The 21,523-nt window shown below is 60.1% G+C and carries 23 protein-coding genes; 20 read left to right on the forward strand and 3 right to left on the reverse strand.

All coding sequences use genetic code 11. The features are described from left to right. Positions 1 to 123 precede the first annotated feature (123 nt). From ACR0JN_RS17155 to ACR0JN_RS17250, 20 genes are all read left to right on the forward strand, one after another. Positions 124 to 339 (forward strand): DUF1127 domain-containing protein, encoded by a 216-nt coding sequence (locus tag ACR0JN_RS17155; RefSeq protein WP_480887431.1) that lies wholly within the window; start codon positions 124 to 126, stop codon positions 337 to 339. A gap of 206 nt (positions 340 to 545) precedes the next feature. Then, positions 546 to 1,019 (forward strand): 50S ribosomal protein L15, encoded by a 474-nt coding sequence (gene rplO / locus ACR0JN_RS17160; RefSeq protein ID WP_480819099.1) that lies wholly within the window; start codon positions 546 to 548, stop codon positions 1,017 to 1,019. A 109-nt stretch (positions 1,020 to 1,128) separates the two neighbouring features. Then, the gene (gene secY / locus ACR0JN_RS17165) at positions 1,129 to 2,493 is read left to right on the forward strand and encodes a preprotein translocase subunit SecY (RefSeq protein ID WP_480818370.1); all 1,365 of its coding nucleotides are present in this window, start codon (positions 1,129 to 1,131) and stop codon (positions 2,491 to 2,493) included. After that, on the forward strand, positions 2,490 to 3,161 hold the full coding sequence (locus ACR0JN_RS17170) for an adenylate kinase (RefSeq protein WP_480887432.1): 672 nt from the start codon (positions 2,490 to 2,492) through the stop codon (positions 3,159 to 3,161). Before secY ends, ACR0JN_RS17170 begins: the two co-directional genes overlap by 4 nt. 211 nt (positions 3,162 to 3,372) lie before the next feature. Beyond that, the gene (gene rpsM, locus ACR0JN_RS17175) at positions 3,373 to 3,741 is read left to right on the forward strand and encodes a 30S ribosomal protein S13 (RefSeq protein ID WP_008757392.1); all 369 of its coding nucleotides are present in this window, start codon (positions 3,373 to 3,375) and stop codon (positions 3,739 to 3,741) included. A 16-nt stretch (positions 3,742 to 3,757) separates the two neighbouring features. Beyond that, positions 3,758 to 4,147 (forward strand): 30S ribosomal protein S11, encoded by a 390-nt coding sequence (rpsK, locus tag ACR0JN_RS17180; protein ID WP_008757289.1) that lies wholly within the window; start codon positions 3,758 to 3,760, stop codon positions 4,145 to 4,147. Between the two features lie 114 nt (positions 4,148 to 4,261). After that, on the forward strand, positions 4,262 to 5,278 hold the full coding sequence (locus tag ACR0JN_RS17185; RefSeq protein ID WP_170377644.1) for a DNA-directed RNA polymerase subunit alpha: 1,017 nt from the start codon (positions 4,262 to 4,264) through the stop codon (positions 5,276 to 5,278). 118 nt (positions 5,279 to 5,396) lie between these two features. Further along, the gene (gene rplQ, locus ACR0JN_RS17190; RefSeq protein ID WP_170805984.1) at positions 5,397 to 5,816 is read left to right on the forward strand and encodes a 50S ribosomal protein L17; all 420 of its coding nucleotides are present in this window, start codon (positions 5,397 to 5,399) and stop codon (positions 5,814 to 5,816) included. 142 nt (positions 5,817 to 5,958) lie between these two features. Continuing rightward, positions 5,959 to 7,284: a DUF3300 domain-containing protein gene (locus ACR0JN_RS17195; protein WP_480887434.1), complete on the forward strand. Its 1,326-nt coding sequence runs from the start codon at positions 5,959 to 5,961 to the stop codon at positions 7,282 to 7,284. Position 7,285: 1 nt separating this feature from the next. Next, positions 7,286 to 8,176, forward strand: coding sequence for a DUF2950 family protein (locus tag ACR0JN_RS17200; RefSeq protein ID WP_480887435.1), 891 nt, complete (start codon positions 7,286 to 7,288; stop codon positions 8,174 to 8,176). Between the two features lie 131 nt (positions 8,177 to 8,307). After that, on the forward strand, positions 8,308 to 9,369 hold the full coding sequence (locus ACR0JN_RS17205; protein WP_480887438.1) for a TauD/TfdA family dioxygenase: 1,062 nt from the start codon (positions 8,308 to 8,310) through the stop codon (positions 9,367 to 9,369). A 64-nt stretch (positions 9,370 to 9,433) separates the two neighbouring features. Further along, a complete protein-coding gene (locus ACR0JN_RS17210) occupies positions 9,434 to 10,819 on the forward strand; it encodes a trypsin-like peptidase domain-containing protein (RefSeq protein ID WP_480887439.1) in 1,386 nt (461 codons plus the stop codon). Between the two features lie 4 nt (positions 10,820 to 10,823). Continuing rightward, positions 10,824 to 12,137, forward strand: coding sequence for a replication-associated recombination protein A (locus tag ACR0JN_RS17215; protein WP_480887441.1), 1,314 nt, complete (start codon positions 10,824 to 10,826; stop codon positions 12,135 to 12,137). Positions 12,138 to 12,246: 109 nt separating this feature from the next. Further along, the gene (locus ACR0JN_RS17220; RefSeq protein WP_480818363.1) at positions 12,247 to 13,290 is read left to right on the forward strand and encodes an RluA family pseudouridine synthase; all 1,044 of its coding nucleotides are present in this window, start codon (positions 12,247 to 12,249) and stop codon (positions 13,288 to 13,290) included. Beyond that, on the forward strand, positions 13,287 to 13,958 hold the full coding sequence (locus ACR0JN_RS17225) for an HAD-IA family hydrolase (RefSeq protein ID WP_480887442.1): 672 nt from the start codon (positions 13,287 to 13,289) through the stop codon (positions 13,956 to 13,958). Before ACR0JN_RS17220 ends, ACR0JN_RS17225 begins: the two co-directional genes overlap by 4 nt. A gap of 4 nt (positions 13,959 to 13,962) precedes the next feature. Then, positions 13,963 to 14,670: an ATP12 family chaperone protein gene (locus tag ACR0JN_RS17230; protein WP_480887444.1), complete on the forward strand. Its 708-nt coding sequence runs from the start codon at positions 13,963 to 13,965 to the stop codon at positions 14,668 to 14,670. A gap of 207 nt (positions 14,671 to 14,877) precedes the next feature. Further along, positions 14,878 to 15,894: an amino acid ABC transporter substrate-binding protein gene (locus tag ACR0JN_RS17235; RefSeq protein ID WP_480818360.1), complete on the forward strand. Its 1,017-nt coding sequence runs from the start codon at positions 14,878 to 14,880 to the stop codon at positions 15,892 to 15,894. Between the two features lie 125 nt (positions 15,895 to 16,019). Then, entirely contained in the window at positions 16,020 to 17,252 is a 1,233-nt protein-coding gene (locus ACR0JN_RS17240; protein WP_480887445.1) for an amino acid ABC transporter permease, read from the forward strand. A 3-nt stretch (positions 17,253 to 17,255) separates the two neighbouring features. Further along, a complete protein-coding gene (locus tag ACR0JN_RS17245) occupies positions 17,256 to 18,554 on the forward strand; it encodes an amino acid ABC transporter permease (protein ID WP_480818358.1) in 1,299 nt (432 codons plus the stop codon). Between the two features lie 12 nt (positions 18,555 to 18,566). After that, on the forward strand, positions 18,567 to 19,358 hold the full coding sequence (locus tag ACR0JN_RS17250) for an amino acid ABC transporter ATP-binding protein (protein ID WP_480887446.1): 792 nt from the start codon (positions 18,567 to 18,569) through the stop codon (positions 19,356 to 19,358). Positions 19,359 to 19,403: 45 nt separating this feature from the next. Here the strand turns inward: ACR0JN_RS17250 and ACR0JN_RS17255 are convergent, their stop codons facing one another. Genes ACR0JN_RS17255 through argB form a run of 3 tightly spaced genes read right to left on the reverse strand, consistent with a single transcriptional unit; the run spans position 19,404 to position 21,467 of the window. Further along, positions 19,404 to 19,901, reverse strand: coding sequence for a SixA phosphatase family protein (locus ACR0JN_RS17255; protein ID WP_480887448.1), 498 nt, complete (start codon positions 19,899 to 19,901; stop codon positions 19,404 to 19,406). Further along, positions 19,898 to 20,584, reverse strand: a complete 687-nt coding sequence (locus tag ACR0JN_RS17260) for a ferredoxin (RefSeq protein ID WP_480887450.1) — start codon at positions 20,582 to 20,584, stop codon at positions 19,898 to 19,900. The genes ACR0JN_RS17255 and ACR0JN_RS17260 overlap by 4 nt, the downstream gene beginning before the upstream one ends. A gap of 19 nt (positions 20,585 to 20,603) precedes the next feature. Next, a complete protein-coding gene (gene argB / locus ACR0JN_RS17265; RefSeq protein WP_480887451.1) occupies positions 20,604 to 21,467 on the reverse strand; it encodes an acetylglutamate kinase in 864 nt (287 codons plus the stop codon). Positions 21,468 to 21,523: the final 56 nt, after the last annotated feature.

The raw sequence follows: 21,523 nt of genomic DNA on the forward strand, positions 1-21,523 counted from the left end.
ACGGCTAGACCCAAAACCCCAGTTGTTAGCGGTATCGTAAAGGCCTATTTCATCCTTGTCCAAACAAGGAACGCCAATAGAGATCGTCGGGGAATACGCCCTGACACAGAAAGGAAATGAGATATGGCACACGCAGCTACTCTGACACACAATGGTTTTAACTTCAGCGCCCGGATTGCCTCGCTGGTCGAGCGGTTCAAGGAAGCCCGCGCCCGTGCGGCCGAATACCACCACACCTATTCGGAACTGCAGAATCTGAGCAATCGCGAGCTGGACGATATCGGCATCCGCCGTTGCGATATCGCCGATATCGCACGCGAGCATGCTTATCGCTCGTAAGACGACCCACCACTCACGTAAAAAAGAGGTGCCCAATGCGGCACCTCTTTTACGTTTGAGGCAGCGCTGCTCGTAACAGAGCTTGCAACGGGATGCGCAACGCTGTAAGGCGCTCCGGTGGATTTCCGTCCACGAGAATCAAAACCAAGAAATGCCGTGTCTGACCCATCACGCTTCGGGGTCATTTCCGGCGAAGGAGAAGCGACATGAAACTGAATGAACTGCGCGACAATCCCGGCGCCGCACCGAAACGGACCCGCGTTGGCCGTGGTCCCGGCTCGGGCAAGGGTAAAATGGGTGGCCGTGGTATCAAAGGCCAGAAATCCCGTTCGGGTGTGGCCATCAATGGCTATGAAGGCGGCCAGATGCCGCTGTATCAGCGCCTGCCCAAGCGTGGCTTCAACAAGCCGAACCGCAAGGCGTTTGCCGTTATTAACCTGGGCCTGATCCAGAAATTCGTCGACGCCGGCAAGCTGGACGCCAAGGCTGCGATCACCGAGGACGCACTGGTTGCGTCCGGTCTGGTGCGCCGCAAGCTGGACGGTATCCGCGTTCTGGCCAAAGGTGAGATTACCGCCAAAGTAAACCTGGAAGTTACTGGCGCTTCGAAGTCTGCCGTAGAGGCAGTCGAAAAAGCGGGCGGTTCACTGACGGTCACAAAAGCCGCTGCGGCAGAGTAAGCGCTTGTGAGCGGGCCAAGACCCGCTTACATAGACCTCAGAGTTTTCCAAGACGCCGCCCGAGCCGGAAAACGGTTCCGGGCGGTGTTTGCATAAGAGAGACCGATTTATGGTATCAGCAGCAGAACAAATGGCAGCCAACACAAGCTGGGCTGCTTTGGGCAAAGCCACCGATCTGCGCAACCGCATCCTGTTCACGCTGGCCTTGCTGATCGTCTATCGTCTGGGCACCTTCATTCCGGTGCCGGGCATTGACGGGCAGGCATTGCGTGAGTTCATGGAACAAGCGGGGCAGGGCATCGGCGGCATGGTTTCGATGTTCACCGGCGGTGCGCTAGGGCGGATGGGTATATTTGCCCTCGGCATCATGCCCTACATCTCGGCCTCGATCATCGTGCAGCTGCTGACTTCGATGGTGCCCGCGCTCGAACAGCTCAAGAAAGAGGGCGAGCAGGGTCGCAAGAAGATCAACCAATATACCCGTTTCGGCACCGTGGCGCTGGCCACCGTTCAGGCCTACGGTCTGGCGGTTTCGCTGGAATCGGGCGATCTGGCGACCGACCCAGGACTGTATTTCCGCATGTCGACCATGATCACGCTGGTTGGGGGCACCATGTTCCTGATGTGGCTGGGCGAACAGATCACCGCACGCGGCATCGGCAACGGCATCTCTCTGATCATTTTCGTCGGCATCATCGCCGAGGTTCCGGCGGCGCTGGCCCAGTTCTTCGCCTCTGGCCGTTCCGGTGCAATCAGCCCCGCCGTGATCGTTGGCGTGATTGTCATGGTTATCGCTGTGATTACCTTCGTGGTCTTCATGGAGCGTGCCCTGCGCAAGATCCATATCCAGTACCCACGCCGTCAGGCCGGTATGAAGGTCTATGAAGGCGGCTCCAGCCATTTGCCGGTCAAAGTGAACCCGGCGGGCGTGATCCCGGCGATCTTCGCCAGTTCACTGCTGCTGTTGCCCGTGACAATCTCGACCTTCTCGTCGGGGGCTGCAAACGGGCCGGTGATGTCGTGGTTGCTCGCCAATTTTGGCCCCGGACAGCCGCTCTACCTGCTGTTCTTCGCCTCGATGATCGTGTTCTTCGCCTATTTCTACACGTTCAACGTGTCGTTCAAACCGGACGATGTGGCGGACAACCTGAAAAAGCAGAACGGTTTTGTGCCGGGTATCCGTCCGGGCAAAAAAACCGCTGAATATCTGGAATACGTGGTCAACCGCGTGCTGGTTCTGGGCTCGGCCTATCTGGCCGCCGTCTGCCTGCTGCCCGAGATTCTGCGGGGCCAGTTTGCCATTCCGTTCTATTTCGGCGGTACGTCGGTTCTGATTATCGTCTCGGTGACCATGGACACGATCCAACAGGTCCAGAGCCACCTGCTGGCGCATCAATATGAAGGGCTGATCGAAAAGTCCCAACTGCGCGGCAAAAGCAAGAAACGCGGCAGAAAGGGAGCTGCTCGTCGATGAACATCATTCTTCTTGGCCCCCCGGGGGCAGGCAAAGGCACGCAAGCGCGGCATTTGGTTGAAACCCGGGGCATGGTGCAGCTGAGCACTGGTGACATGTTGCGCGAGGCCAAGGACAGCGGCACCGAAATGGGCAACCGTGTGGCCGAGGTGATGGCTAAGGGTGAACTGGTGACCGATGAAATCGTTATCGGTCTGATCCGCGAAAAGCTGGAACAGGGTGCCAAGGGCGGTTTCATCTTTGACGGCTTCCCACGTACCTTGGCGCAGGCGGATGCGCTGGGAGATTTGCTCGACAGCACTGGCGAGACGCTGGACGCAGTCGTTGCGATGGAGGTGGATGACGACGCTTTGGTCTCGCGCATCACAGCTCGATCGACCTGTGGTGGTTGTGGCGAGGTCTATAACGACATCACCAAACCGATCCCGGCGGATGGTAAATGCACCAATTGTGGCAAGGAAAACGACTTCAAACGCCGTGCGGACGACAATGAGGAAAGCCTCAAGACCCGTCTGATGGAGTATTACAAGAAAACCTCGATGCTGATCGGCTATTACCACGCCAAGGGCAACCTGTCCTGGGTCGATGGTCTGGGCGAGATTGACGAGGTTCAAAGCTCCATCGCCGCCGTCCTGGATAAGGGTGGCGATGCGACCGGAAACGGCTGAGTTTCCAGCAACGAAGGAATGGGCTTGACGGCAGTGCCAAAAGCCCATATCGACCCCCATCCCTAAAGGGAATCAAGACCGCGTGCGGGATTCGTCCCAACCGCCCCGACCACCTCGAATAATGCTGAGCCCTCTGGCGACACTGCCACGGTTAGGCGTTGTGAAAAAAGGTTCTGGAGTTACGGAACCGCAACGAAAAGGAAAGTGACACGTGGCACGTATTGCCGGCGTAAACATCCCGACTGCAAAGCGGGTACCTATCGCCCTCACATATATCACCGGTATCGGAAACACCTCGGCCAAAGCGATCTGCGAAGCCGTAGGCATTGAAGCGCACCGTCGCGTCAACGAACTGTCCGACGCCGAAGTTCTGGCCATCCGCGAGCACATCGATGCAAACTTCACCGTCGAAGGTGACTTGCGTCGTGAAGTTCAGATGAACGTCAAGCGCCTGATGGACCTGGGCTGCTATCGCGGTCTGCGTCACCGCCGCAACCTGCCGGTTCGCGGTCAGCGTACCCACACCAATGCTCGTACCCGCAAAGGCCCCGCAAAGGCCATTGCCGGTAAGAAGAAATAAGAGGGGGGTCTGAACGATGGCACGTGACAAGACTCGCGTTAAGCGCAAAGAGCGTAAGAACATCGCATCGGGCGTTGCCCATGTGAACTCGACCTTCAACAACACCAAGATCCTGATCTCGGACGTACAGGGCAACGCCATCTCGTGGTCGTCTGCCGGTACCATGGGCTTTAAGGGTTCGCGGAAATCGACCCCCTACGCCGCTCAGATGGCTGCAGAAGACGCAGGCAAGAAGGCGCAGGAACATGGCGTCAAGACGCTGGAAGTCGAAGTTCAGGGCCCCGGTTCGGGTCGTGAATCGGCTCTGCGTGCGCTGGCTGCCGTGGGCTTCAACATCACGTCGATCCGCGACGTGACCCCGATCGCTCACAACGGCTGCCGCCCGCCGAAGCGCCGCCGCGTCTAAGCGATTTCGAATTTGGCTGGGGCTGTGTTTTTGCACGGCCCCAGCACGTCATTTTGAACCTCGGGCGTCTGCACCTTGTTGGTCATGGGGCGCGGACAGGAATGGAGGGATTACATGATCCACAAGAATTGGGCAGAATTGATCAAGCCGACCCAACTGGACGGCAAGCCGGGCAACGACCCTGCGCGTCAGGCAACTCTGGTCGCTGAACCGCTGGAGCGTGGCTTTGGTCTGACCCTGGGCAACGCGCTGCGCCGCGTTCTGATGAGCTCGCTGCAAGGCGCGGCCATCACCAGCGTTCAGATCGACAACGTGCTGCACGAGTTCTCTTCGGTCGCGGGCGTGCGTGAAGACGTCACCGACATCATCCTGAACCTCAAAGGTGTGTCGCTGCGTATGGAAGTCGAAGGCCCCAAGCGCCTGTCGATCAATGCCAAAGGCCCAGCCGTTGTTACCGCTGGTGACATCAGCGAAAGCGCTGGTATCGAGGTTCTGAACCGCGATCACGTCATCTGCCACCTGGACGATGGCGCCGACCTGTTCATGGAACTGACCGTCAACACTGGCAAAGGCTATGTCTCGGCTGAGAAGAACAAGCCCGAAGATGCACCCATCGGCCTGATCCCGATCGACGCGATCTATTCGCCGGTCAAAAAGGTTGCCTATGACGTTCAGCCGACCCGCGAAGGTCAGGTTCTGGACTATGACAAGCTGACCCTGAAGATCGAAACCGACGGTTCGATCACGCCGGAAGACGCGCTGGCCTATGCCGCTCGTATTCTGCAGGACCAGCTGTCGATCTTCGTCAACTTCGACGAGCCGGAATCGGCTGGCCGCCAGGACGAGGACGATGGTCTGGAATTCAACCCGCTGTTGCTGAAGAAAGTAGACGAGCTGGAACTGTCGGTCCGTTCGGCAAACTGCCTGAAGAACGACAACATCGTCTATATCGGTGACCTGATCCAGAAGACCGAAGCTGAGATGCTGCGCACCCCGAACTTCGGCCGCAAGTCGCTGAACGAGATCAAAGAAGTGCTGTCCGGCATGGGTCTGCACCTCGGCATGGATGTCGAGGACTGGCCGCCCGACAACATCGAAGATCTGGCCAAGAAATTCGAAGACGCGTTTTAAACGCGTCTTCCCCAATGCCCGGGCTGCCGGGGACTTTATGGGCACTTCCGCCCCAAGGAGAGCCGGTGACACGCATCGCCGGCCAGACAAAGCAAAACGCGAAAGAAGGAACTAGAAAATGCGTCACGCACGTGGTTACCGCCGCCTGAACCGTACTCATGAGCACCGTAAGGCTCTGTTTGCGAACATGGCTGGCTCGCTCATCGAACATGAGCAAATCAAAACGACTCTGCCCAAGGCAAAAGAACTGCGCCCGATCATCGAAAAACTGGTCACTCTGGGCAAGCGCGGCGACCTGCACGCACGCCGTCAGGCAGCATCGCAGCTGAAAGAAGACAAAGACGTCGCCAAGCTGTTCGAAGTTCTGGGCCCCCGCTATGCCGAACGTCAGGGCGGTTACGTCCGCATCCTGAAAGCCGGCTTCCGCTATGGTGACATGGCCCCGATGGCGATCATCGAATTCGTGGATCGTGACGTCGACGCCAAAGGCGCGGCTGACAAAGCCCGCGTTGCCGCCGAAGAGGCCGCAGAAGAATAAGACTGGTCTGAGTCAGTAAAATTCGAAACCCTCACGCCCTGCGGCGTGGGGGTTTTCTTTTGCGCGCGGCACGGCGTGTTCGGCTCTGTGTTGCCAGAATCGTAGACTTCGGCGATCTTTAAAGAAATTGAAGGATCGCAATATGTTTAGATATATGATTTTTGCGCTTCTGATCGGCGCAGGCGGCGCGCTTTACGCGCAGGACACGTCCGGCGAGACGACCGAGGATGCATCTGCTGATCTTCTCACCGATGCCGAACTGCAAACGCTGGTTGCACCGGTCGCCCTATACCCCGACACGCTGCTGATCCAGATTTTCGTCGCGGCCACGCAGCCGCTGGAAATCGTTAAGGCCGAGCGGTACTTGCTGGACAACGCGGATCGTGACCCGGCAGAGCTTGAGTCCGAGATCGACGCAATGGGCTGGGACCCCTCGGTTACCGTGCTGGCGACAGCCTTCCCCGAGATTGTGGGCCAGATGGCAACCCATATCGACTGGACCGAGACGATGGGCACCGCAATGCTGGCCCAATCCGACGACGTGATGGATGCGGTTCAGGTCATGCGGGATCAGGCGATCGACAGCGGTGCGCTTATCTCGGGCGAGGAACAGACCGTTGAAGTGGCCGAAGATGATACCGTCACGATTGTTCCGACAAATCCCGAAACCGTCTATGTGCCGCAATATGACTACCAGACGGTCTACACCGGCCCTTCGACCGGCGACGTGATCGGTGCGGCTCTGCTGACCTTTGGCACCGTGGCGCTGATTGACGAGATTTTCGACGATGACGACGATTGGTACGATTACTGGGGTTGCCGGAATTGCGGCGGCTGGAATGGCAATCCCATCGTTCGAAACCCCGATATCGACATCGATGTGGATGGCAACGTCAATATCGGCAACGAGATCGATCTGGGCGACCGGACCGATATTGGCTGGAAACCGGACCCCGGACGGAAAGAGGATGCCCGCAACAAGATCGCAGATCACAAACGGCCCGAAGGCGGTCGTGGCGATCTGCCCGTGACCCGACCGGACGGGCGCACGGACGAGTTGCGCGCCAAACTCAGCCGGGATTCCGGTGCCGCAGATATCAGCAGGGATAGGTCGGGTGCCGCTGCTTTGGCCGCAGGCGCTGGGGCCGGTGCGGTCGCGGGTGGCGCGCTGGCCAATCGTGACGGCGCGAAAAAGCAGCTGCCACCGCTCAATCCCGGTGGCGTGGATCGGGACAAGGCCGTAGCCAAGCAAAATGCAATAGACCGCACCAAGCAACGGCCAGACACGACAAAGAAGCCTGTCAAACGCAATGCGCAGACGGCCAAGAAGCCTCAGGCCAAGAAGGCCACGGCGCAGCGTAAGCCCTCGGCCCAAAAAGGGCAGGCTATGAAGAAGAAAGCCTCGGGTCACAAAACGCACTCGGCCTCGAAGCGGGGCCATGCGTCCAAAGGAAAGCGGAGACGGTAAGATGCGCAAGTTTTTGATTTCATCCGCTTTCGTTTTCGCAACTGTTGTGCCAGCGTTGTCAGACGGTGCGCGCTTTGACACACCGCAATCGGCTTTGGACGCGTTCATCGGCGCGTTGGAGACGGAAGATCAGGGCAAACTGCTGGAGATTTTCGGGCCCGAGGCCGAAGACCTGTTGGCAACCGGCGACCCGGAGGAAGATCAGTCCCGCCGGCAAGAGGTTCTGGCCATGTATGCCGAAGGCTATCGCTTTCAGCCCGAGGAAAACGGCGTCATCCTCTTGATGGGCGAAGATAGCTGGCCCTTCCCGATCCCGATCACTCGGGACGGTGCGCAATGGCAATTCGATCTGGACGCCGGGATAGAAGAGCTTGCCGCGCGCGAGATCGGGTTGAATGAACTGGATGTCATGGACCTGCTCGACGCCTATGTCGATCTGCAGGCCGCATTCCGGCAGGTCGATCACAATGGCGACGGGGTGATGGAGTTCGCGCGCACGATCATCTCGGGTCCCGACACCCGCGATGGGCTGTTCTGGCCGGGCGAGGACAGCCTTGTCGGGGCTGCCTTAGCGCGGGCTGCGGCCTCGGGGTGGAGCGACGGCGAACAGGATTACGAACCGGAACCCTTCCTGGGCTATTACTACACCATCCTGCAGGGGCAGGGTGCCAACGCGCCCGGCGGCGCGCATTCCTATTTTGCGGGTGATCACATGGTGGCCGGGCATGCCTTGCTGGCGGTTCCGGCGGAATATGGCGAGACCGGCATCCACACGTTCCTGATCGGCGAAAACGGGATCATTTACGAGGCCGACTTTGGCCCTGAAACGCTCGACCGCACGGCGGAGATTTCAGAATACGACCCCGGCCCGGACTGGTCCGTGGCCGAGTGACTTGCTTTGCGCGTTCGTCAGGGTCGCCCAATTGCTGGCGCTCATGTCGGTTTTGGGCGATTTCCGATGATTTGAGATGATGAAACCCGCCCCTCCCGGCGCGACCCTGAACTGCAAACGAGGAGGGCGATATGACAGATGTGCTTTCGAAAATCCCAGTCGAACTGACGGGCCCGTCCGTCTGGACCGGGCGCGAGATGGCCGCGCGGCAGGGTGAGTGGATTGTCGATCTGACCCAGAGCGATATCGAGGATCTGGAGCAGGCCGCCCGGCACTATTTGACTTTGGGGCGCGACATCGGGGAAATTGCCAAGGCCGATTTTCCATTGGCAGACTTTGGTAAGCATCTGGAAACCCTGCGCGACAAGCTGATCAATGGCATCGGTTTCGAGGTAATCAGGGGATTGCCGGTTCAGCGCTACACACAGGAAATGGCGGCAACGATCTTTTGCGGCTTGGGTGCGCATCTGGGCTCCGCCCGATCCCAGAATGCGCAGGGCCATATTCTGGGCCATGTGCGCGATATCGGCGCGGATGCCAGTGATCCGAATACGCGCATCTACCAGACCCACGAGCGCCAGACCTTCCACACGGACAGCGCCGACATCGTCGGGCTGCTGTGCCTGCGCGAGGCCAAGGAAGGCGGCGACTCGCTGCTGGTTAGTGCCGAGGCGATTTATAACCGGATGCGCGCCGAATGCCCGGACCTGCTGGCCCGCCTGTTCGAACCGATTGCCACCGATCGGAGGGGAGAGGTGCCCGAAGGGATGCAGCCCTTCATGACCATTCCTCCCTTCTCCTGGCATGAGGGCAAGCTGACCGTGTTCTACCAGCGGCAATATATCGACAGCGCGCAAAGGTTCCCCGAGGCGATGCGCCTGACCTCGGATCACGTGGCCGCGCTAGACAGGTTCGACTCACTGGCCAACAATCCCGAGCTGTACCTGTTGATGCGGCTGCAACCCGGGGACATGCAGTTTGTATACAACCACGCGCAACTGCATGACCGGACCGGCTTTGTCGACTGGCCCGACCCGGCCCAGCGGCGGCATCTGTTGCGCTTGTGGCTGTCCCCGGACGGTGACCGGGAGTTGCCCGAGGTGTTCAAACAGCGCTATGGCACCATCGAGATCGGCAACCGGGGTGGCATCATCACCAAAGGCACCCGCCTGCACGCGCCGCTGGATGGGTAAACCACCATTGCATTACGGATCGTGTGGACGCATATCCAACAGGACTTAGAAGTTTGAGGTCTGAATGTTCCGCGCGACCCTTTTCGCCTTTTCCCTCGCTTGCGCATCCCTCGCCTATGCGGAAACCCGGGTGCCTCAGTCACAAGCTGAGATTTCGCTGGGTTTTGCCCCGGTGGTAAAACAAGCTGCGCCTGCGGTCGTGAACATCTACTCCAAGATCGTCCGACAGGGCCGCGCGCGGCCTTTGTTCTCGGACCCGTTCTTTCGCGATTTCTTTGGCCGAGGGTTTGGCGAGCCGCAGCAACGGGTGCAGAACTCGTTAGGCTCGGGCGTGATCCTGTCCGAGGACGGTTATGTTGTGTCCAACTATCACGTGGTGGGATCGGCGACCGAGATTCGTGTTGTGACGACCGACCGCCGCGAATTTTCCGCCCGGGTCGTTCTAGGGCATGAGGAAAGCGACATTGCCATTCTGCGTCTGGAAGAGGCGGACGATCTGCCTTACCTGACCTTGCGCGATTCAGATCAGGTTGAGGTCGGCGAACTGGCGCTGGCCATCGGCAACCCGTTTGGGGTGGGACAGACGGTATCCTCGGGCATCATCTCGGGTCTGGCGCGCACGGGAACAGCGACCGGGAATGCGCGGGGGTATTTCATTCAGACTGACGCGGCGATCAATCCCGGCAATTCCGGCGGGGCGCTGATTGACGTGAACGGCGATCTGATCGGGATCAACACCTCAATCCTCACACGTTCGGGCGGGTCGAACGGGATCGGGTTCGCCATCCCCGCCAATCTGGTGGCCGAATTCCTGCGGCAGGCGCAAGCGGGCAATGAGGATTTCGTCAGCCCCTGGGCCGGGATGTCGGGCCAGCACATGAGCGCCGATATTGCCGAGTCGCTGGGTTTGGTCATCCCGCTTGGCGTGGTGATTTCCGATCTGCACGACCTCAGCCCGCTGGCCGATGCGGGCCTGCGAGTAGGCGATGTGGTCACGCATGTGGACGGGGATGAGGTCAACTCGCCCGCTGAAATGAAGTTTCGCATGTCGGTTGCCGGGGTCGGCGGAACCTCGGTCCTGACCCGGCTGCGCGGCGAGCAGAGTGACGAGGTTGAGGTCGCGCTGATCAAGGCACCGGAAACCCCGGAGGCCGAGGAAACGACGCTGGATGATCAAACCGTGCTACCGGAACTGACCGTATCGGGCGTCAATCCGGCGGTGATTAGCCGCCTCGGGCTGCTGTTGTCACAAACCGGTGTTGTCGTTGTCGATCCCGGCCCCTATGGCGCGCGCGCAGGGCTTCGGGCGGGGGACGTGCTGAGCGCCATCAACGGCGAACAGATGCAGCGCCCTGCCGATGTGGTGAATGCGCTGACCGATCCGGGCCGCAGGGTTCAGATGGATATTCAGCGCGGCGGGCGCACCGTTTCGCTGCGGTTCCGTTTGTGATCCCGTGAGCGATCTGTTCGATACCGGGGCCACCGAGCCTGCGCCAGCCCCGCACCGCCCGCTGGCTGACCGCTTGCGTCCGCAAACGCTGGCTGAGGTCATCGGGCAGGATCAGGTGCTGGGCCCGGATGCGCCTTTGGGCGTCATGCTGGCCTCGGGCAGCCTGTCCAGCCTGATTTTCTGGGGCCCGCCGGGGGTTGGCAAGACCACCATCGCGCGTCTGCTGGCGGAGGAAACGGACCTGCATTTCGTGCAGATCAGCGCCATTTTCACCGGTGTGCCCGATCTGAAAAAGGTGTTCGAGGCGGCGAAGATCCGGCGCCAGAACGGGCAGGGCACGCTGCTGTTCGTGGACGAAATCCACCGGTTCAACAAGGCACAGCAGGACGGTTTTCTGCCGCATATGGAGGATGGGACGATCCTGCTGGTCGGGGCCACGACCGAGAACCCCTCGTTCGAGTTGAACGCCGCTGTGCTCAGCCGGGCGCAGGTGCTGGTGCTGGAACGGCTCAACCTTGCTGATCTGGAGCGCCTGACCCAGCGCGCCGAGAAAGAGCTGGGCCGCGCCCTGCCGCTGACCCCGGCGGCGCGGGATGCGCTGCACGAGATGGCGGATGGCGACGGGCGAGCGCTTCTGAACCTGATCGAGCAGGTCGGTGCCTGGACGGCAGATACGCCGCTTGACCCGGAAACGCTGGGCAAGCGCCTGATGCGGCGGGCGGCAAAATACGACAAGTCGGGGGATGAGCACTACAACCTGATCTCGGCCCTGCACAAATCGGTGCGCGGGTCAGACCCGGACGCGGCGCTGTATTGGTTCGCGCGAATGCTGGAAGGCGGCGAAGACCCGCGTTTCATCGCGCGCCGCCTGACGATCATGGCGGTCGAGGATATCAGCCTGGCCGACCCGCAGGCGCAGGCGCTGGCCCTGCACGCCTGGGAGGTCTACGAGCGGATCGGAAGCCCCGAGGGCGAACTGGCGCTGGCACAGGCGGTAGTGTATCTGGCGCTGGCTCCAAAATCGAATGGGGCCTATGCCGGGTACAAGGCGGCGCGCGAACTGGCGCGTCAGTCCGGCAGCGAACCGCCGCCCAAGCATATCCTGAACGCGCCGACCACGCTGATGAAGGAACAGGGTTATGGCAAGGGCTATGCCTATGACCATGATGCCGAGGACGGCTTTTCAGGCCAGAACTACTTTCCCGATGGGATGGAGCGCCCGACGTTGTATCAACCGGTCGAACGCGGCTTCGAGCGTGAATTGAAAAAGCGGCAGGAGTATTTCTCGAAACTGCGGGCGCAGCGAACCGCGCGCTAGGGCTGGCTTGACTCTTGGCGCGATGCGCGCGACAGACGCGCATGTTTTCTGGGACACTGACAAGGGTGCAATCCGGGCGGGTCAGCCGCACGGTACAAGGGGCAATGGCATGAGTGGCGTGCAGATGATTACAGTTGCTGAAGGGGACGGAGACCAGCGTGTCGATCGCTGGCTGCGCCGCCTGTTTCCCCATGTCAGTCAGGGCCGCATCGAAAAGATGTGCCGCAAGGGCGAATTGCGTGTCGATGGCAGCCGTGCCAAAGCCTCGACCCGGCTTGAGGCCGGGCAGGTTGTGCGGGTGCCGCCGCTGCCGGATGCGGATCACAAACCGGCCGAGGTAAAGCGCCGGATTTCCGATGCTGACGCCAAGATGATCCAGTCTTGCGTGATCTATCGCGACGATCATGTTCTGGCGCTGAACAAACCGCAAGGCTTACCGGTGCAGGGCGGCAGCGGACAAACCCGGCATGTGGACAGCCTGTCCGAGGCGCTGCGGTTTGGTTACGACGAAAACCCGCGTCTTGTGCATCGGCTGGACAAGGATACCTCCGGCGTCCTGTTGCTGGCCCGCACGCGCGAGGCCGCCAAGGGCCTGACCGCCGCCTTCCGTCACCGCGATACCCGCAAGATTTACTGGGCTTTGGTCGCAGGGGTGCCCACGCCGTATCTGGGTGAGATCAAGACGGGCCTTGTCAAAGCCCCCGGTCACGGCAAGCACGGCGAAGGGGAAAAGATGATCCCCGTACATATGGATGAGATCGACAGCACGCCGGGCGCAAAACGCGCGCATACCCACTATGCCACGCTCTACCGCGTTGCGGGACGGGCGGCCTGGGTGGCGATGGAGCCGATCACCGGGCGCACCCATCAGTTACGGGCGCATATGGCCGCGATCGGGCATCCGATCATCGGCGATGGAAAGTACGGTGGATCGGGTCAGGAGAACCTTGGCGATGGCTGGGGTGCGCAATTGGGCGGCATCATCAGCAAGAAGCTGCATCTGCACGCGCGGCGCGCGTCTTTTCAGCACCCGATGACGCGCAAATCCGTCACCGTGGTCGCGCCCTTGCCTGAGCATATGAAACACAGTTGGGACACCTTCGGCTGGACCGAGGATCTGGCCGCAGACGACCCGTTCGAGGACCTGCAATGAGCGAGCCTTTGCGGCTGGTCCTGTTCGACGTCGATGGCACGCTGGTCGACAGTCAGGGCAGCATCGTCCATTGCATGACAACCAGCTTTCAGGCGTCCTCGGTCGAGGTACCGTCTCGTGACGCGATCCTGTCGATTGTGGGGCTGTCCCTGCCACAGGCCATTGCACGGCTAGCGCCGGAACACTCTGCTGCGGCGCAAGCGCGTTTGGTCCAAGGCTACAAAGAGGCCTTCCATGCCTACCGGTTGGAACTGGGCGCTGGCAGCTCACCGCTTTATCCCGGCGCGCGCGAGGTGATCGAAGCCTTGCACGCTGTACCGGAGATCCTGCTGGGCGTTGCCACCGGCAAATCCCAACGAGGCCTGGACGCATTGATCGAGGCGCACGGGCTGGAGCGGTACTTTGTGACCCGGCAGGTCGCGGATCATCACCCGTCGAAACCGCATCCTTCGATGGTGGAAACCGCATTGGCGGAAACCGGCGTCGAGGCCGCAAATGCGGTGATGATCGGCGATACTAGCTATGACATGGATATGGCCGCCGCTGCCGGGGTGCAGGGGATCGGCGTGTCTTGGGGCTATCACGACCCGACGGCCCTGACCTCGGCCACTTGTATGATTGAAACCTTCGACCAGTTGCCCGGTGCGCTGGCAAATCTCTGGACCTGACGACATGAGCGACTGGAAACCGAAACGCTTCTGGAAAACCAGCGCCGTGGTCGAGGCCGAGGGCGGCCATACCGTCGAACTGGACGGACGCCGGGTGAAAACCCCCGCAAAGACCGCACTGATCCTGCCGACTCGCGCCATGGCCGAGGCCGTGGCCGCCGAATGGGACGCGCAGGAGACCGAGGTTGACCCGGCCTCGATGCCTTTTACCCGCTCGGCCAATGCGGCGATCGACAAGGTGCGGATACAGCATGTCGAAGTGGCCGATATGCTGGCCGATTACGGCGATTCGGATTTGCTGTGCTACCGCGCGACCCACCCGCAGGAATTGCAGAACCGGCAGGCCGATGAGTGGGACCCGGCGCTAGACTGGGCGGCCGAGGTGCTTTCCGCCCGGCTGTTGCCGGTCGCCGGGGTGTTGCACCAGCCGCAACCTCAGGAGGCCCTGATCGTCTTGTGCCGCCGGGTGCACGCGATGGATGCCTTTCAACTGGCTGCCTTCCACGATCTTGTCAGCCTTTCGGGCTCGCTGGTTCTGGGCTTTGCAACAGCGATGAACTGGCGCGAAGCCGAGGTCATCTGGGAAATTTCGCGGCTGGACGAACGCTGGCAGATCGAACAATGGGGCCACGACGACGAGGCCCATGCGGCGGCGGAAACAAAGAAAGCCGCTTTTTTGCACGCCAAACGCTTCTTCGACGTATCTGTCTGATCCTTTACCCCAGAAATTGGGACCGGCCTGCCAAAACCTGTTGGCCGGACCCATCGTTTTCTCTGATCCGGCCCTTGACGTTTGTTTATGAATGCGCCCAAACTCAAGCCCACTAAAGGGGAGACACCTTTGGGGAAACCTTTCCGGTGTTCAATCGCCGGGTAGAACCGTTCCTTTGTGAGGGCGGAAAATCAGGAAGAGGTAAAAATGAAAAAATCCGTAATCTTGGGCGCGGCAACAGTTGCCGGTCTGGCCGCTGGCGCAGCCGTGGCGGGTACTGTGGACGACGTCAAGGCACGGGGTACGCTGAACTGCGGTGTGACCACCGGTCTGGTCGGCTTTGCTGCACCTGACGCAAATGGTGAATGGCAAGGCTTTGACGTAGATCTGTGCCGTGCCGTGGCCGCTGCCGTTCTGGGTGACGCGAATGCGGTAGAGTTTGTGCCCACCACCGGCAAAACACGCTTCACCGCGCTGGCTTCGGGTGAGATCGACATGCTGGCTCGGAACACCACCTGGACCTTCAGCCGCGACGTAGACCTGAAGTTCGAATTCGTGGGCGTCAACTATTATGACGGTCAGGGTTTCATGGTTCCCAAGGCTCTGGGCGTCAGCTCGGCCAAGGAACTGGACGGGGCAACCGTCTGCATCCAGACCGGCACCACCACCGAGCTGAACCTGGCCGATTTCTTCCGTGCCAACAATATCAGCTACGAGCCGGTTCCGATCGAAACCAACGCCGAAGCGCAGCAGCAGTATCTGGCTGGCGCATGTGACGTTTACACCACCGACGCTTCCGGCCTGGCCGCAACCCGCGCCACGTTCGAAAACCCCGGTGATCACGTCCTGCTGCCTGAAATCATCTCGAAAGAGCCGCTGGGCCCGCTGGTCCGTCACGGCGATCACGAGTGGGGCGATGTTGTCCGCTGGACCCTGAACGCGCTGATCTCGGCTGAAGAGCTGGGCGTGACCTCGGCGAATATCGACGAGCTGAAGTCGGGCACCGACAACCCGGAAGTGAACCGCCTGCTGGGTACCGAAGGTACGCTGGGCGAGATGCTGGGTCTGGATGCCGACTGGGCTGCCAAGGCGATCAAAGCGGGTGGCAACTACGGCGAAGTGTTTGCCACGAATATCGGCGAAGAAACCCCGATCGGTCTGGCACGCGGCCTGAACGCGCAGTGGACCGATGGCGGCCTGCTGTACTCGCCGCCGTTCCGCTAAGACATCCACCGGAGAGGGCGCGGGGCAACCTGCGCCCTCTTCACTAATAACTGCTGTGGACGGGTGCAGAGCGGGGACAACCTCGCCGGGGTAAAGCAGTCCACAGGCTACGGGGATTCCAAAATATGTCGACTATGACAGACCCGCCGAAAGCTGATTTTCGGTTGTCGATGCTCATAAACGATACCCGCTATCGCTCGATGACATTTCAGGTGATTGCGGCAATCGTTATTGCGCTTAGTATCTGGTATCTGGGCAACAACCTGATCCAGAACCTCAGGGCCGCTGGCCTTAACATTTCCTATTCGTTCCTGGGCGATCCGTCCGGTTACGATATCAACCAACGCCTCATTGAATATGACAGCCAATCCTCGCATGGACGTGCGGCTGTTGTCGGCATTCTGAACACTCTGCTGGTGGCCTTTTTGGCCTGTATCACAGCAACCGTGTTTGGCGTGATCGCCGGCGTTCTACGCTTGTCCAACAACTGGCTAATCTCAAAGCTGATGGCGTTTTATGTCGAGATCTTCCGGAATATTCCGGTTCTGATCTGGATTCTTATCATCTTCTTCATCATCACCGCTGCGATGCCCGCACCAAGGGCCTATTTGGGTGAGGATGCCGAGCGTGGAATGGTGCTCGGACTCTTTGCCTTTACCAACCGGGGAATTTACGTACCGCTTCCATACTTTACAGGCGGTTTTGGCGGCGTTGCGAACTGGTTGCTTGTAATTGCAGTGTTGGTCGCGTCCTATTTCTCTACGCGGTTTGTGAATAAAAACGCCCAGATTAAGCAAGAGGAAACAGGCGTCAGACCAAATACCCTATTGGTAAACGCCGCGATTTGGGTCTTGCCGCTGATCGTTGTTCTGTTTTTGTTGGGACTGTCATGGAACCTGCCTGATCCTTTGGCAAACCGCTTTAATCTGCGCGGGGGTCTTCAAATCGGTGCACCACTAATCGCACTATGGTTCGCCCTGTCGATCTACACCGGTGCCTTCATCGCCGAAAACGTGCGCGCGGGTATTCAGGCGATCAACAAGGGTCAGACCGAGGCCGCCGCAGCGCTGGGTCTACGTCCCGGACGGATTATGAACCTTGTGATCCTGCCGCAGGCGCTGCGGGTGATCATCCCGCCGCTGATCTCGCAGTACCTGAACATCACCAAGAACTCGTCGCTGGCGATTGCCGTTGGCTATGCCGATATCACCGCAACATTGGGTGGTATCACGCTGAACCAGACCGGTCGCGCGATTGAGTGTGTTCTGCTGCTGATGCTGTTCTACCTGACGGCCTCGCTGCTGATTTCGATGGTGATGAACATCTACAACGCGTCCGTCAAGTTGAAGGAGCGCTGAGCCATGAGTGATCAAACGACGAATTCGATCGCCTTCGTGGCAGAAGGCACAATCCCCCCTTCACCGCCCCCGGCAAACGAGGTCGGTGTGGTCAAGTGGATGCGCGAGAACTTGTTCTCGGGCGTAGCCAACACGATCCTGACGGTGATCTCGCTGATCCTGATCTACCTCATTCTGAAAAACACGCTACCGTGGATTCTGAATGGAGTTTGGAATGCGAACTCGCTGGCGGAATGCCGCGAGATTCTGGCAGGTAAGACGGGGGCCTGTTTCGCCGTTCTGACCGAGCGTTGGCCGCAACTGATCTATGGCTTCAAATACCCGTCCGAGGAATATTGGCGCCCGAATCTGGCCTTTGTGCTGATGTTGGTGGCCTTTGCCCCTGTGCTGTTCTTCGATCTACCGCGCAAGCTGCTGATCTTTACCGCGCTTTACCCGTTCATCGCCTTCTGGCTGATCTGGGGCGGTACGATCCTTGCGCCATTGGTTGCGCTGGTGGGCTGTATCGCTGCGGGTGCGGTGTTCCAGAAACTGGGTAAGAACAGCTTTGCCGCCGGGTTCTTTGGTGCCATCGTCATTGCACTGATAATCTGGAATGTCGGCGCGGCACTGATCCCCGAAGGCGCGTCAGAAAACGCCTGGTTGACCTACGTTCCCAGCCGTGACCTGGGCGGTTTCATGCTGAACATGATGCTGGGTGTGACTTGTGTGTCGCTGTCGGTGCCGCTGGGTATCGCGCTGGCGCTGGGTCGTCAGTCCAGCATGCCGCTGATCAAGTGGGTCTGCGTCATCTTCATCGAATTCATCCGTGGCGTACCTCTGATCACGCTGCTGTTCGTGGCTTCGGTGATGCTGGCCTATTTCTTCCCGCCTGACAGCACGGTCGACCTGTTCCTGCGCGTCGTGATCATGATCACCATGTTCTCGGCCGCCTATATCGCCGAGGTGATCCGAGGCGGTCTGGCAGCGCTTCCGCGTGGGCAGTACGAGGCAGCAGACAGTCTGGGTCTGGATTACCCGCAGGCCATGCGTCTGATCATCCTGCCGCAGGCTCTGAAGATCTCGATCCCCGGGATCGTGAACGTGGCCGTTGGCCTGTTCAAGGACACCACACTGGTTTCGGTCATTTCGATGTTCGATCTGGTGGGCATGATCCGGGGTCCCATCCTGGCGTCGACCGAATGGCAAGGCATTTACTGGGAGCTTTTTGGCTTTGCCGCGCTTCTGTTCTTCGTCGTCTGCTACGGCATCTCTCAATATTCTCAGTGGCTCGAGCGTCGCCTTGCCACAGATCATCGTTAAGGAGTTCAACACATGTCTGAACTTGCAGTAGAACGCGAAATCGACCGCTCAAAAATGCAGGTGAGCGACGAGGTCGCCATCGAAATCAACGGCATGAACAAGTGGTACGGCTCGTTCCACGTGCTGCGCGACATCAATCTGACCGTCAATCAGGGCGAACGGATCGTTATTGCAGGCCCGTCGGGCTCGGGGAAATCCACCCTGATCCGCTGCCTGAACGCGCTGGAGGAACACCAGCAGGGCACGATTGTCGTCGATGGGATTGAGCTGTCGAATGACCTCAAGAACATCGACAAGATCCGGTCCGAGGTTGGCATGGTGTTCCAGCACTTCAACCTGTTCCCGCACCTGACCATTCTGGAAAACTGCACACTGGCCCCGATCTGGGTGCGCAAGACGCCCAAGAAAGAGGCCGAAGAGCGCGCGATGCACTTCCTGGAAAAGGTGAAAATCCCGGAACAGGCGGACAAGTATCCGGGCATGCTGTCTGGCGGTCAGCAGCAGCGTGTGGCGATTGCCCGTTCGCTGTGCATGATGCCGCGCATCATGCTGTTCGATGAACCGACCTCAGCCCTTGACCCCGAGATGATCAAAGAGGTGCTCGACACCATGATCGAACTGGCCGAGGAAGGTATGACCATGCTGTGCGTGACCCACGAGATGGGCTTTGCCCGTCAGGTCGCCAACCGCGTGATCTTTATGGATGCTGGTCAGATCGTGGAACAGAACGAACCGGAAGAGTTCTTCAACAACCCGCAGAGCGACCGGACCAAGCTGTTCCTGAGCCAGATTCTGGGCCACTGATCCGATTGAAATCGAGTGAAGGCGGGGCTTTGGCCTCGCCTTTTTCTATTCCAGCAACTCACGCGGGATGGCGAACCCCAGTACCGTCCCGCTGTGCCATGTAACCTCCGCCCAATTCGCGATGTCGAACTGGATCACTGTGGTCGCACAGGTGGGGTAGTCATAGAATCTAGCGTGATCGGGACCTTGCTGCACAATGTGCTGTGCGAAAGCCGCGATTCCGGGATTGTGCCCCAGCATCAGCACCGTTTCGCCGGCCGCGCCTGACAGAACGGCGAGCATCTCGTCCGGTCCGGCATGGTACAGATTGCGCGTAAAGCTGACCTTAGCGGCCTGCAGGTCCATCCTGTCCCATGTCTCGCGCGTCCGGGCAGAGGTTGAACTGATGACCTCATCGGGCAGGCAGCCATTCTGTTTCAGCCACGCGCCGATGGCCGGGGCCGACTTGCGCCCACGCTTGTTCAGCGGGCGGTCATGGTCGCTGGCAACCGGGGCGTCCCAACTGGATTTTGCGTGGCGAGTCAGGATCAGCGTGCGGGTCATGTCGGGTGGAACGCTTTCATATGGTGGGCGGATTGTTCCGGATCGCGGCCCGCCCCGGCGCTGAGCGGGCAGGCCAGCCGGGCCAGGCAACCGCCAGTCATGCAGCTTTGCCCCTCGGGTGTGTTAAGATGGTCGTGGCAGGCGTCGACGCTGTAAAAAGCCTCGGCATTCAACGCCCCAACCGGGCAGGCTGTCGTGCAGGGGGCCGGGCAGCCCGTGCAGGGCGATTGGGCCACCGGTTCGGGAATGTCGAACTCTTGCGTAAAATGCAGCGCGCCCCGGTATGAGATCATCATGCCGACCGTGTCATGCACCAACGCGCCAACCGGACTACTGAACGTGCGTCCGGATTTTAGTGCCCAGTCGATGAACGGAGCGTAAGGCGGCCCGCCAAAGGGGAAATGGGCCTGCGCGCCCAGCGTTTGCGCCATGCCGCCAACAACACGGCTGGACCAGCGGTCCACCGGATCGGGGCCTTGCCATTCGGGCGAGGCTTTCAGAACGGGCCAAAACGCCGATCCCGCGCCCAGAAGGACGAGGGTCCCCCCGTCCAGCCCCTTGGCACCGCTGATACGCGGATGGGTCGCGCCCATGACGATCAGACCGGCCTGATGCGCGGCGCGTCCCACCCAGCCGTAGCTGATTGCCGCCATGTAAGAGGAGGGTGGGGGATGTCCGGTCATCTCTCCTCCGCAGATCAGATCAGTCGGGCCGGATCAGCGAACCCGCGCCGTGTTCGGTGAACAGCTCCAGCAGAACCGCGTTGGGCGCGCGCCCGTCCAGAATGACCACCGCCCGCACGCCGCTGTGCAACGCGTCCAGCGCCGTTTCGGTCTTGGGGATCATGCCGCCTGCAATGGTGCCGTCCATCGTCATCTCGCGGATCTGACCGGCTTTCAGCTCGGTCACAACCTCACCGGCGGCGTTCTTGACGCCCGAGACATCGGTCAGCAGCAACAGGCGGTCCGCCTTTAGCGCCGAGGCAATGGCCCCGGCAGCAGTGTCGCCGTTGATGTTGAAGGTCTCACCGTCCCGGCCCGCGCCCAGTGGGGCAATCACCGGAATAACGTCATGGGCGAACAGGTTGTGCAGAACCTTGGGGTTCATTTCTGAGGGCGAGCCAACAAAGCCCAACGACGGGTCAGCCTGATCGCAAGTCATCAGATTTGCATCCTTGCCCGACAACCCGACCGCCGTACCGCCCTGCCGGTTGATCGCCTGCACGATGCGCTTGTTCACAAGGCCCGACAGGACCATCTCGACCACTTCCACCGTCGCCTTGTCGGTGACGCGCTTGCCGTTCACGAACTCGGATTGAATCTCCAGCTTGTCCAGCATTGCGTTGATCATCGGCCCGCCGCCATGCACGACCACCGGGTTCACGCCGACCTGACGCATCAGCACCACGTCGCGTGCGAAACTGTCCATCGCCTCGTCACTACCCATGGCGTGGCCGCCCAGCTTGATGACGACAATCGCGCCATCATAGCGTTGCAGATAGGGCAATGCGCTGTTCAGGGTTGCGGCGGTGGCGATCCAGTCCCGGTTCATTTCACGTGTCTTCATGGCTAAGGTCCCTCTGACAGTCCGTGTTAGGACCTTTGCGCGGCACTGCCAAGAGC

It is taken from the genome of Ruegeria sp. G12 (assembly GCF_056533565.1).

Coding starts and splice junctions, on each gene's coding strand:
- ACR0JN_RS17155 (WP_480887431.1), top strand. CDS start 124: ATGGCACACGCAGCTACTCTGACACACAATGGTTTTAACTTCAGCGCC.
- rplO (WP_480819099.1), top strand. CDS start 546: ATGAAACTGAATGAACTGCGCGACAATCCCGGCGCCGCACCGAAACGG.
- secY (WP_480818370.1), top strand. CDS start 1,129: ATGGTATCAGCAGCAGAACAAATGGCAGCCAACACAAGCTGGGCTGCT.
- ACR0JN_RS17170 (WP_480887432.1), top strand. CDS start 2,490: ATGAACATCATTCTTCTTGGCCCCCCGGGGGCAGGCAAAGGCACGCAA.
- rpsK (WP_008757289.1), top strand. CDS start 3,758: ATGGCACGTGACAAGACTCGCGTTAAGCGCAAAGAGCGTAAGAACATC.
- ACR0JN_RS17185 (WP_170377644.1), top strand. CDS start 4,262: ATGATCCACAAGAATTGGGCAGAATTGATCAAGCCGACCCAACTGGAC.
- rplQ (WP_170805984.1), top strand. CDS start 5,397: ATGCGTCACGCACGTGGTTACCGCCGCCTGAACCGTACTCATGAGCAC.
- ACR0JN_RS17195 (WP_480887434.1), top strand. CDS start 5,959: ATGTTTAGATATATGATTTTTGCGCTTCTGATCGGCGCAGGCGGCGCG.
- ACR0JN_RS17200 (WP_480887435.1), top strand. CDS start 7,286: ATGCGCAAGTTTTTGATTTCATCCGCTTTCGTTTTCGCAACTGTTGTG.
- ACR0JN_RS17205 (WP_480887438.1), top strand. CDS start 8,308: ATGACAGATGTGCTTTCGAAAATCCCAGTCGAACTGACGGGCCCGTCC.
- ACR0JN_RS17210 (WP_480887439.1), top strand. CDS start 9,434: ATGTTCCGCGCGACCCTTTTCGCCTTTTCCCTCGCTTGCGCATCCCTC.
- ACR0JN_RS17220 (WP_480818363.1), top strand. CDS start 12,247: ATGAGTGGCGTGCAGATGATTACAGTTGCTGAAGGGGACGGAGACCAG.
- ACR0JN_RS17225 (WP_480887442.1), top strand. CDS start 13,287: ATGAGCGAGCCTTTGCGGCTGGTCCTGTTCGACGTCGATGGCACGCTG.
- ACR0JN_RS17230 (WP_480887444.1), top strand. CDS start 13,963: ATGAGCGACTGGAAACCGAAACGCTTCTGGAAAACCAGCGCCGTGGTC.
- ACR0JN_RS17235 (WP_480818360.1), top strand. CDS start 14,878: ATGAAAAAATCCGTAATCTTGGGCGCGGCAACAGTTGCCGGTCTGGCC.
- ACR0JN_RS17240 (WP_480887445.1), top strand. CDS start 16,020: ATGTCGACTATGACAGACCCGCCGAAAGCTGATTTTCGGTTGTCGATG.
- ACR0JN_RS17245 (WP_480818358.1), top strand. CDS start 17,256: ATGAGTGATCAAACGACGAATTCGATCGCCTTCGTGGCAGAAGGCACA.
- ACR0JN_RS17250 (WP_480887446.1), top strand. CDS start 18,567: ATGTCTGAACTTGCAGTAGAACGCGAAATCGACCGCTCAAAAATGCAG.
- ACR0JN_RS17255 (WP_480887448.1), bottom strand. CDS start 19,901: ATGACCCGCACGCTGATCCTGACTCGCCACGCAAAATCCAGTTGGGAC.
- ACR0JN_RS17260 (WP_480887450.1), bottom strand. CDS start 20,584: ATGACCGGACATCCCCCACCCTCCTCTTACATGGCGGCAATCAGCTAC.
- argB (WP_480887451.1), bottom strand. CDS start 21,467: ATGAAGACACGTGAAATGAACCGGGACTGGATCGCCACCGCCGCAACC.